Here is a 10,024-nt window from a genome sequence, read left to right as displayed (position 1 = left end):
GGATCAAACTCTCAAATAAAAGTTTAACGGGCTCAGATACTGTTATATATCTGGCTTTGTTTGGTTGTTTCAAATTCTATAAATTAACCTACTGTTTAATTTTCAAAGTTCATCTTTACCGAATTTATCGGCTTTTTTCAACTTCCTTAGTTTACCAAAGTCATTTAACTTTGTCAACTAATTTTTCAAGTTATTTTTCTTTCGTTTTCGTCCTGTTCTCAAGGACAAGTAATACTATATCACCTTTGTTTTATATGGTCAATACTTTTTTATAATTTTTTTTAAAACTTTTTTATATATTTACTTCAATGTTGTATTTAGCTAGCTTCTATGTTATTTTATCACCTTTTTTATTTTTTATTCTAATATTTAAGTATTCTTTTATTTTATATATAAAGTGATATGATCTAACCCCTATACCAAAATATATAAATTAGACCGTATCTCTTCAACTTATATATATATTACTTTCCTAACAGCTGTTCTATTCTTTTTAAATCAAATCCTAAAACATGTTCTTCATTAATAAGTATAACTGGAACAGACATATACCCCATACTTATTAGCTCTTTTCTAGCTTCTGAATTTTTATTTATATTATGTTCTACATATTCAATACCATTTTGTTTGAAATAATCTTTCGCTTGTACACAACGTCCACATGTATCACTTGTATATATTTGAATCTTTTTCATCTGCTCATACTCCTTAGTTATTTTAATTTTATTACACTTGTATTTTTTCTAATCTTATATTAGATTATTAATAAATCAAATTTAGTAAATAATTTACTTATAGTTTCTTTTTTTTGAAGTATAATTATAATACATAAATTTGTATAATTGTACAATATAACTCTAAATTTTAGGAGGATTTGTTATGAGCAAAAAGGTATTAATTATGTCTGCCTCTACTGGCGGAGGACATAATAGAGCTGCTCGAGCTATAAAGGAAGAATTGACTAACAAGACCATAGATGGAGAACCCGTTGTATGCGAAATAATAGATAGTTTAAAATTAGTTAACACAACAATGGATAAAATAATTTCTAGAGGATACGAAAAGTCAGCAATATACACACCTAAAGCATACGGAAGTGTTTATAGAATGTCTGAAACTACTTTGGTTTCTAGAAATGAATTTAAAGATAATTTACTTACTTCATTTATGGCTAGAAAATTTAAAAAGCTTCTTCATATTACTAAACCTGATTTAATCATAGGTACTCATCCATTCCCGATGATCGCACTCAGCACGCTTAAGAAGAATACATATGTAGAAGACGCTCCATACAGTTTAAATGACCCTTTTCATAAGTATTATAAAGATTTAAGAGTTCCACCTATGATGTCTGTGCTTACTGACTATACAACACATTCTACATGGATACAAAACGAGCTAGACTACTATATAGTTGGACATGAATATGTAAAAGAGTTACTGGTATACGATGGTGTAGACTCTGATAAAATCAAAGCTTTCGGTATACCTGTAGAAAAATCTTTCTTGTCTAATAGAGACAAAGAAACTGTTCTTTCAGAGCTTGAACTTTCTCCAGATAAGTTAACTGTTTTACTTATGGGTGGTAGCTTTGGTGCCGGAAATATAAAAGAAACTCTAGCAGAACTTTTAGAGGTCGATAGAGATTTCCAAATACTAGTTATAACAGGCCGTAACGAAAATCTTAAGGAAAAAATCGAAAAGAAATTAAATTCATATACAGGTGACAAAACAATCAAAGTTCTAGGTTTTACTAATAAGATGAACGATATACTAGCTTCTATAGATGTACTTATCACTAAGCCTGGTGGTTTAACGACTACTGAAGCATTATTAAAAGATGTTCCTATGATAGTTCCTTATTATATACCTGGTCAAGAAGAAGAAAATCTTGATTTTCTTTCTAATTGTGGCGCTGCACTTAGAACCACAAAAAAATATACATTATCTGTACTGCTGAAGGTACTTATAGATGACCCTTCTAGGTTAGATATTCTTAAAAAGAATATTAAGTCTATAAGAAAATTTAACTCTGCTCAAAATATAGCTAATTTAGCAGTAGATATTCTTTCAGATAATGAAGATTCTAATACATACTCTAGTCCACAAAATTAATAAAATCCCTACCAGATAAATCTGGAGGGATTTTTTATTTTTAAATTTAATCTTATATTCTAATATCTCGGTTCATATAAATCTTCTTCATAGTCATATTGATAATTTTTATAATTGTTTCTAAAATCACTACCCTTGCTTTTCGAGGTTTTAGTTGTCTTTTTCTTAATTAAAAGGCTCATATCATCATTTTCAGTGTATTTCCCCTTATCTTTTGATTTCAACTTTTTCTCTCTTTTTTCTTTCATAGCTTTATGCTCTTCTAAATTCATAGTTGCTTTCATTTTGCACCCCTATTAAAATTTTTAAAATCAATATATATCAAATTATACAATAGAGGACAATTTTATTCAATAAATCTAACATATTTTCAAACCCAAAATTCTTTTACAAAACGACAAAAAAGTCGAGGTATCTACCTCGACTTTTATATTTCTCTTCTTCCTTCTAATGCTTTAGATATCGTAACCTCATCAGCGTATTCTAAGTCTCCACCAACAGGTAATCCATGAGCTATTCTAGTAACTTTTATCCCCATAGGTTTTACTAGCCTTGCTATGTACATAGCTGTAGCTTCCCCTTCTATAGTAGGGTTAGTTGCCATAATAAGTTCTTTCACGTCTTCGCTTCCTAATCTTATTATTAACTCTTTTATTTTTAGCATATCTGGTCCAATACCATCCATAGGTGATATAACACCATTTAATACATGATATTTACCTTTAAACTCTCTTGTTCTTTCCATAGCAGCAACATCTCTAGGATCTTCCACTACACAAATTACTGAAGAATCTCTATTTTTATTAGAGCACATACTACATGGATCTGTATCAGCTATATTACAACAAACTGAACAATATCTTATCTCTCTCTTAGCATCTATAATAGCCTTAGAAAGAGCTTCTACATCATTAGTGTTCATGTTTATTACATGAAACGCCAATCTTTGGGCAGTTTTTCTTCCAACCCCAGGAAGTTTTGAAAACTCTTCTATTAATCTAGTAATAGGACCTGTGTATACTTGCATATATATCACCTACTAAAATAAACCAGGGATGTTCATTCCTCCAGTTGCTTTGCTCATTTGAGCCGATTGTAATTCATCAACATTTCTTAATGCTTCGTTTACAGCACTTAAAACTAAATCTTGTAACATTTCTATGTCATCTGGGTCTACAACCTCAGGTTTTATGTTTATGTCTAAAACTTCTTTCTTACCGTTAACCTTTACAGTTACAGCTCCTCCACCAACAGAAGCTTCTATCTCTTTAGCTTCTAATTCTGATTGCATTTTTTGCATATTTTCTTGCATTTTTTGAGCCTGCTTTAATAAGTTGTTCATATTTCCAGGCATCATTCCACCACCGAAACCTTTTTTAGCCATGATTATTAATCCTCCTAAATTTCTTTATATTCTTATATTATATCATAATAGTATTATTATGGATTTTGATTTTCTTCAATACTATCTTTTATTTCTAGTATATCACTACTTATTGTATTTTTTAATATCTCTTCTCCTGGATCATGACTATCTTCATTTATTTCCATCTTTATATTTTTTACTTCAGACTTTAAAACTATTTTTATATTAAAACTTCTATTAAGTATTTCTCTTACTATTCTTTCTAAGTACTCTATAGTCTCAGGAGAACTTAATCTAGCTTTAGCAAAGTCAAAGTTATCATCAAATACTATATATAGCATGCTAGAATATACATTAAAACTCTTCACTTCATTTAAAAGAGCATATATTGGCATCTTCTTATCTTGCTTTATTCTTTGTAATATATTCTTCCAAGAAGCTTCTATAAGCTTAACATCTTCACTTTTTACTTCTTCATATACTACATCTTCTTTTTTAACACTCTTTAGTGAATTTTTTTGTACATTATCAGTCTCTGCACTAGCATTAACTACCTTTATACTTCCACTTTCAATAACTTTTTCAAGATTTTCTATTCTTTTTATAAGAGCTTCTTTACTTTCATCAAACATAGGTTGAGCAATTTTCATCATAGTAACTTCTGCTAATACCCTTGGATTTGATGCACTTTTCATACTATCCTGAGTTGTAGATAATATATTTAAAACTCTTATTAAGTCATTTACATCTACATTTTCAGCTTGAGCTTTTAGTTGTTCTATAGTCTCCTCTGGTAAAGATATTATTTCTTCTAGTTCTGTAGATACTTTGCATACCATTAAGTTTCTAAAGTGATCTATTAAGTCATTTATTAAGTTCCTTATATCTTTTCCCCATAATACAAATTCATTAAGTATCTGAAGCGATTCTTTTGTGTTTTGGTCTATTATGTACTGTGCTAATTCAAATAACTGTTCTACATTAACAGTTCCTAATAATTCAACAACATCCTTATATGATATTTCATTATCTCCAAAAGAAATACACTGATCTAGTATACTAAGAGCGTCTCTAAGTGCACCTTGAGAGTTTCTAGATATTAAATTAAGAGCCTTTTCTTCAACCTTTATATCTTCTTCATTACAAATCTTTATCATTCTAGCTGTCATATCGGCAACAGTAACTCTTTTAAAGTCGAATCTCTGACATCTAGATAAAATAGTAGCCGGTATTTTGTGAGGTTCTGTTGTAGCTAATATAAATATTACATATGATGGTGGTTCTTCTAACGTCTTTAATAAGGCATTAAAAGCTCCTTGAGACAACATGTGTACCTCATCTATAATATATACCTTGTATTTAGCTTTAGTAGGTGAATACTTTACACTTTCTCTAAGCTCTCTTATATCGTCTACACTATTATTAGAAGCTGCATCTATTTCTACAACATCCATTATATTGTCTTTCAATATGTCCTTACATACATCACATTCATTACATGGTTCTTGATTATTACTATGTAAACAGTTTACAGCTCTTGCAAAAATCTTAGCTGTAGATGTTTTCCCTGTACCTCTTGTTCCTGAAAATAAATAAGCATGTCCTACATTATTATTTTCAATTTGATTTTTAAGTGTTCTAATTATATGTTCTTGACCTACTACATCTTCAAACGTTTGAGGCCTATATGCTCTATACAATGCTTTATGCATCTTTCTCTCTCCTTATACAAATTCCCTATATCTTGATTTTTTCCAATACACTGGAATAATATATCATTATTATCAATAAAGTTGCCCAGTTTTATAGCTTTTCTATAATCCTTGGGAGATAATATCTTTTTATATTTATCTATAATATAAAAAAATCCCTCATTAAAGGGATTATTTCTTATATATTAAATACTGTACACCATCTATTGACTTAATTTCATAGGCGTTACCTAAACAGTTAGCTCAACTCAGGCACCCCCGCGGCACACGAAAGTGATCACTTACCGCTGCTTCCTTCCGGATCTGACGGGGTTCATGAGCTTCCATTGCGCAGGACCTAAGTGTCAACACCACTTATTCAGGGCAGCCCTACAAAAAGTAAGCCTCTAGATGGAATTCAATCCTGCTATAGCGGATTGCAGGTTACAGGGCACCGCTACCTCCCCATCTAGTACAGTAAAATTACAACCATATTTAAATTATTCTCTGGCGGAGAGTATGGGATTCGAACCCATGATACGCTTTTGACGTATACTCACTTTCCAGGCGAGCGCCTTCGACCAACTCGACCAACTCTCCTTATTATCTTTTCCTTAATGTCTTAAAAAATTCTTGTAATATATTAGAACAATCATCTTTTAAAACTCCATAAGATACATCAACGTTACTATTTTCATAGTAGTCGACTTTAAATTCATGTTGCTTTTCAGTGTATGAATTTTTTATATGTCGAGTTCCAATTATAAGTTTTTTTATTCTGGAATTTACTATTGCACCACTGCACATTATACAAGGTTCCATAGTTACATATAAATCACAATCTATAAGTCTCCAGCCTCCTAATCTTTCAGATGCTTGTCTTATAGCCAAGATTTCTGCATGAGCTGTGCTATCATTTAACGTTTCTGTTAAGTTATGAGCTCTTGCTATTATCTCACCATCTTTTACTATTATAGCTCCGATAGGTGTTTCTTTCTTGTCATATGCTTTATATGCTTCCTTTATTGCTTCTTTCATATAGAATGATTTTTCCATATTGCCTCCTAAAACTTATAACAACTCTATATTATCATATATTTTTTTATATTTCAACTTTATTTTATTTATGTTTTTAGGATAGCTATATAAAAGAGAGCATTTTCTGCTCTCTTTTATATATTTTAAATTATTAAATTAAGAATATCTATATTTTATAATTCATCCTTTTTTATTACATCTACACCCATATATGGTCTTAATACTTCTGGAACTACTACAGATCCATCAGCTTGTTGGTAGTTTTCTAATATAGCAGCTAAACTTCTTCCTACAGCTAGTCCAGAACCATTTAATGTATGAACATATTCAGCTTTAGATTTCTTATCTCTCTTGAATCTTATACCAGCTCTTCTAGCTTGGAAATCTTCAAAGTTTGAACAAGAAGAAATTTCAACGTATCTGTTGTAACTTGGCATCCATACTTCTAAGTCATATTTAAATGCTGCTGTGAATCCTAAGTCTCCAGTACATATTCTAACAACTCTGTATGGTAATCCTAGTAATTGTAACATTTTTTCTGCATCGTTAGTTAATGTTTCTAATTCTTCATAAGATTTTTCTGGATCAACAAACTTAACTAATTCAACTTTATTGAATTGATGCTGTCTTACTAAACCTCTTGTATCTCTACCTGCAGACCCTGCTTCAGATCTGAAGCACGGAGTGTATGCACAATATTTTACTGGTAATTGTTCTGCAGTTAATATTTCATCTCTGTGTATGTTTGTTACAGGCACTTCTGCAGTTGGTATTAAGAAGTATTCTGCATCTTCTATTTTGAACATATCTTCTTCAAACTTAGGTAATTGTCCTGTTCCTATGAAGCTTGTTCTGTTAGCCATGAAAGGTGGTAAAACTTCTGTATATCCATGCTCATCTGTATGAGTGTTTAAGAAGAAGTTTATTAAAGCTCTTTCAAGTCTAGCTCCTAATCCTTTGTATAAAGTGAATCTTGAACCAGTTATTTTACCAGCTGTTTCGAAATCTAATATTCCAAGTCCTGTTCCTATATCCCAGTGAGCCTTGTTTTCATAATCAAATGTTGGTATTTCTCCCCAAGTTCTTACTTCTACGTTATCATCATCAGTTGTTCCTTGTGGAACATCTGGGTGAGGAACATTTGGTATTCTCATTAATCTATATTCCATATCTGCTTCTACAGCTCTAACTTTTTCATCTATTTCTTTTATTGCATCAGATAATTTCTTTAACTCAGCTTTAGCTGCTTCAACATCTTTACCTTCTTTGATAAGTTGAGGTATTTTCTTAGACTCAACGTTTAATTCGTTCTTCATTACTTCAACTTCTTTAAGTAATTCTCTTCTTTGGTCATCTAATTCAACTACAGCATCAAGATCGAATTCTTTCTCTCCTCTTCTGTCCATAGCTTTTTTAATATCTTCTAAGTTTTCTCTTATTCTTCTTACATCTAACATTTTTAATTCCTCCTATTTTTTTATTTGATTATTTTAACTCATTTATTTTTCTTATTTATTTTTGCTTTTGAAGTATGCTTATTAGTACTAATAAACCCATCTCTTCGTATTTGTTTTTTACTATTTTGTTATCGATAACGTTTTTTTCAATACATGTATTAATTAGCTAATTTTTTGCAGATATTAATTTATGGTAATAAAAAAAGACCTTCTATCCCCTAGAAAAGGGACGAAAGTCTTTATCCGCGTTGCCACCCTAATTGATTATACAAAATATATGTATAATCCACTCAACCCTGTAACGTAGGCATACGTCTAGACTTACTATTAGTTCCGTCTAGAAGCTCGGGAATGGATTCAAAAACCATTGTCATGAGTTCACACCAACCACTCACTCTCTGAATACAAACATGTCTTTTACTAGTTTCCGTCAAAGCTTTTAACTAAATGTTTTATTTGATACTCATTATATTATATATATTAACAAGTTTCAATACTATTTATTCAAAATTTTTAATTTTTTGTTTATTATTGTTATTTCATCACCAAATCGTTGCTTCCATTCGGTTTAATGTTATTATATATAATTCCTGGCAAAAATGCTACTTCTATTTTATTTTCATCAAATCTTTTTTTGACTTTTTCCATTACGTCAAAGTATACATCCCAGTATTCTTCAGTATATACCCACGGTCTAGCCACTATTTGTATTGCATTATTGGCTATTGTAAATATACCTATTATCGGCTTAGGATCCTCTAAAACTCTACTGTCTTCTCTGAAAATATCATTAAGCACCTTTTTTACTAAAGCTACATCACTGTCATAAGTAACATTATAAGAAAAATCTATTCTTCTTATTTTTTGATGGGTAAAATTTGTAATATTATTACTAGTTAGCTGGAAATTTGGTACAATAACAGTTTTATTGTCCGGTGTTTTAAGTACTGTACTAAAAATTTGAATATCATGAACAGTTCCTTCTACACCTGACCCCTGTATGTAATCACCAATAGAAAATGGCTTAAAAAATAATAATATCATCCCTGACCCAACATTTGATAATATCTCTTTAAATGCTAATCCTATACTGAAACCTGCAGCTCCAAGCACTGCTACTACTGATGTCGTTTTAACACCGACCATTTCTAAAGATGTAAGCGTCACTATAGATAGCATAGCTATGTATATTCCATATACAATAAAGTTAGTTATACCTTTACTAACATTATATTTTGTTAAAAATTTTGACACTAATCTTTTTATCCACCTAGATACATATACACCTATAACAAAAAATAGTACTCCATAAAGTATACTTGGTCCTTTTTCAGCTATTCCATCAGAAAAGTTTTCTAAGGTTTTTTGCGCTACATTTTTTGTCACGTCTCTCATTTCAACCTCCTTCATACTAAAACTAATCTTATTTAGTAAACAATAATATTAAATTTATTTCTATATCACCATTATGTATATTTAATACATTTTTTTATTTAGATAATATATCTTTATCTCCTAGTTCCTTAATAATATAATCCATTATTTCTCTACTTGGTGCTTCTATTGTATGGATATGATCTTGTTTACTTAATGAAGATAGTTGTTTAAATTCATTATTTTTTACTTTCTCCATAAAACTTAATATATCTCTTTGTGTCGATACGTTAATGTTTGCTTTTATTTCCCCATATGTTGGATGATTTATTATAACATCTTTTATAATCCCACCCATATCAACTATAGTTTTTAATTCATCATATATCTCATCATCATTTATATGATTTTTGCATTTTATATATTCTACAACACTACTTTTAGCATATATTATGTATCCTTGAGGAGTTGCTATTATTTCATATCCTTTAGCTCTTATAAGAGCTATATCCTGAACTATTACCTGTCTACTAACTTCTAACTTTTTAGCTAATTCACTACCTTTAACAGGTTGTGTTGATGATTCTAGTATATCTATTAATTGTTTTCTTCTTTCTTCTGAACTCATTTCTATACTCTCCTTTTGCTTGTAAATATTTTGCTCACTTTATATGAATTTTATTATTTTTGCTTTATTCTATTCCTTATATTATTCTATATTTTATTCTTATATAAATCAATATTAGCAAAGCTATGTTAACAAAAAAGACCTTCTTTACAGAAGGTCCTTTTTTATTATTTTAAAAATAAAAAAGATTACGTGGCTACGTCCTACTCTCCCAGGAAGTTGCCCCCCAAGTACCATTGGCGCTAAAGAGCTTAACTTCTGTGTTCGGAATGGGAACAGGTGTATCCTCTTTGCTATAATAACCACATAATCTTTATGCTTAATATTTCTATTAAGTTGTAGAGTTAATACTCTA

At 30.2% G+C, this 10,024-nt stretch carries 10 protein-coding genes, 1 tRNA gene, 1 rRNA gene, 1 other RNA gene and 1 other annotated feature; of the genes, 1 reads left to right on the top strand and 12 read right to left on the bottom strand.

Annotation, left to right across the window (positions count from 1 at the left end; genetic code table 11):
• Positions 1–464: 464 nt before the first annotated feature.
• On the bottom strand, positions 465–695 hold the full coding sequence (locus tag ACI48P_RS21960) for a glutaredoxin family protein (RefSeq protein ID WP_475219638.1): 231 nt from the start codon (positions 693–695) through the stop codon (positions 465–467).
• 184 nt (positions 696–879) lie between these two features.
• On the opposite strand from ACI48P_RS21960, the gene ACI48P_RS21955 reads away from it, so the two are divergent.
• Positions 880–2,115 carry an MGDG synthase family glycosyltransferase gene (locus tag ACI48P_RS21955; protein ID WP_475219637.1) on the top strand — a complete coding sequence of 412 codons (1,236 nt, stop codon included), beginning with the start codon at positions 880–882 and terminating at the stop codon, positions 2,113–2,115.
• 59 nt (positions 2,116–2,174) lie between these two features.
• Here ACI48P_RS21955 and ACI48P_RS21950 read toward each other — a convergent pair whose 3' ends face one another.
• From ACI48P_RS21950 to rrf, 11 genes are all read right to left on the bottom strand, one after another.
• Complete coding sequence (locus ACI48P_RS21950; protein WP_475219635.1) at positions 2,175–2,399, bottom strand: hypothetical protein; 225 nt, start codon at positions 2,397–2,399, stop codon at positions 2,175–2,177.
• A 143-nt stretch (positions 2,400–2,542) separates the two neighbouring features.
• Positions 2,543–3,142, bottom strand: a complete 600-nt coding sequence (recR, locus tag ACI48P_RS21945) for a recombination mediator RecR (RefSeq protein ID WP_475219633.1) — start codon at positions 3,140–3,142, stop codon at positions 2,543–2,545.
• A 12-nt stretch (positions 3,143–3,154) separates the two neighbouring features.
• Positions 3,155–3,499, bottom strand: a complete 345-nt coding sequence (locus ACI48P_RS21940) for a YbaB/EbfC family nucleoid-associated protein (protein ID WP_475219631.1) — start codon at positions 3,497–3,499, stop codon at positions 3,155–3,157.
• 56 nt (positions 3,500–3,555) lie between these two features.
• The gene (gene dnaX, locus ACI48P_RS21935; RefSeq protein ID WP_475219629.1) at positions 3,556–5,193 is read right to left on the bottom strand and encodes a DNA polymerase III subunit gamma/tau; all 1,638 of its coding nucleotides are present in this window, start codon (positions 5,191–5,193) and stop codon (positions 3,556–3,558) included.
• A 192-nt stretch (positions 5,194–5,385) separates the two neighbouring features.
• Positions 5,386–5,650: signal recognition particle sRNA large type (gene ffs / locus ACI48P_RS21930), an RNA gene on the bottom strand.
• Positions 5,651–5,680: 30 nt separating this feature from the next.
• Positions 5,681–5,772, bottom strand: a tRNA-Ser gene (locus ACI48P_RS21925).
• 3 nt (positions 5,773–5,775) lie between these two features.
• On the bottom strand, positions 5,776–6,228 hold the full coding sequence (locus ACI48P_RS21920; protein ID WP_475219627.1) for a nucleoside deaminase: 453 nt from the start codon (positions 6,226–6,228) through the stop codon (positions 5,776–5,778).
• A 155-nt stretch (positions 6,229–6,383) separates the two neighbouring features.
• A complete protein-coding gene (gene serS / locus ACI48P_RS21915; protein ID WP_475219625.1) occupies positions 6,384–7,667 on the bottom strand; it encodes a serine--tRNA ligase in 1,284 nt (427 codons plus the stop codon).
• A gap of 222 nt (positions 7,668–7,889) precedes the next feature.
• Positions 7,890–8,110 (bottom strand) — a binding site (T-box leader).
• Between the two features lie 91 nt (positions 8,111–8,201).
• A complete protein-coding gene (locus ACI48P_RS21910; RefSeq protein ID WP_475219624.1) occupies positions 8,202–9,062 on the bottom strand; it encodes a mechanosensitive ion channel family protein in 861 nt (286 codons plus the stop codon).
• Between the two features lie 94 nt (positions 9,063–9,156).
• On the bottom strand, positions 9,157–9,669 hold the full coding sequence (locus ACI48P_RS21905) for a 3H domain-containing protein (protein WP_475219622.1): 513 nt from the start codon (positions 9,667–9,669) through the stop codon (positions 9,157–9,159).
• A 190-nt stretch (positions 9,670–9,859) separates the two neighbouring features.
• Positions 9,860–9,976: ribosomal RNA gene (gene rrf, locus ACI48P_RS21900) — 5S ribosomal RNA — on the bottom strand.
• Positions 9,977–10,024: the final 48 nt, after the last annotated feature.

It is taken from the genome of Romboutsia sp. LXY-2, assembly GCF_056171995.1.
Note: the sequence above shows the minus strand (reverse complement) of the source record. Positions and strands in the feature narration are given on the sequence as shown.

What these genes read in the sequence shown, in the direction of transcription:
- serS (WP_475219625.1), bottom strand. Translation starts at nt 7,667, where the DNA reads ATGTTAGATGTAAGAAGAATAAGAGAAAACTTAGAAGATATTAAAAAA.
- ACI48P_RS21940 (WP_475219631.1), bottom strand. Translation starts at nt 3,499, where the DNA reads ATGGCTAAAAAAGGTTTCGGTGGTGGAATGATGCCTGGAAATATGAAC.
- ACI48P_RS21910 (WP_475219624.1), bottom strand. Translation starts at nt 9,062, where the DNA reads ATGAGAGACGTGACAAAAAATGTAGCGCAAAAAACCTTAGAAAACTTT.
- ACI48P_RS21920 (WP_475219627.1), bottom strand. Translation starts at nt 6,228, where the DNA reads ATGGAAAAATCATTCTATATGAAAGAAGCAATAAAGGAAGCATATAAA.
- ACI48P_RS21960 (WP_475219638.1), bottom strand. Translation starts at nt 695, where the DNA reads ATGAAAAAGATTCAAATATATACAAGTGATACATGTGGACGTTGTGTA.
- ACI48P_RS21950 (WP_475219635.1), bottom strand. Translation starts at nt 2,399, where the DNA reads ATGAAAGCAACTATGAATTTAGAAGAGCATAAAGCTATGAAAGAAAAA.
- dnaX (WP_475219629.1), bottom strand. Translation starts at nt 5,193, where the DNA reads ATGCATAAAGCATTGTATAGAGCATATAGGCCTCAAACGTTTGAAGAT.
- recR (WP_475219633.1), bottom strand. Translation starts at nt 3,142, where the DNA reads ATGCAAGTATACACAGGTCCTATTACTAGATTAATAGAAGAGTTTTCA.
- ACI48P_RS21955 (WP_475219637.1), top strand. Translation starts at nt 880, where the DNA reads ATGAGCAAAAAGGTATTAATTATGTCTGCCTCTACTGGCGGAGGACAT.
- ACI48P_RS21905 (WP_475219622.1), bottom strand. Translation starts at nt 9,669, where the DNA reads ATGAGTTCAGAAGAAAGAAGAAAACAATTAATAGATATACTAGAATCA.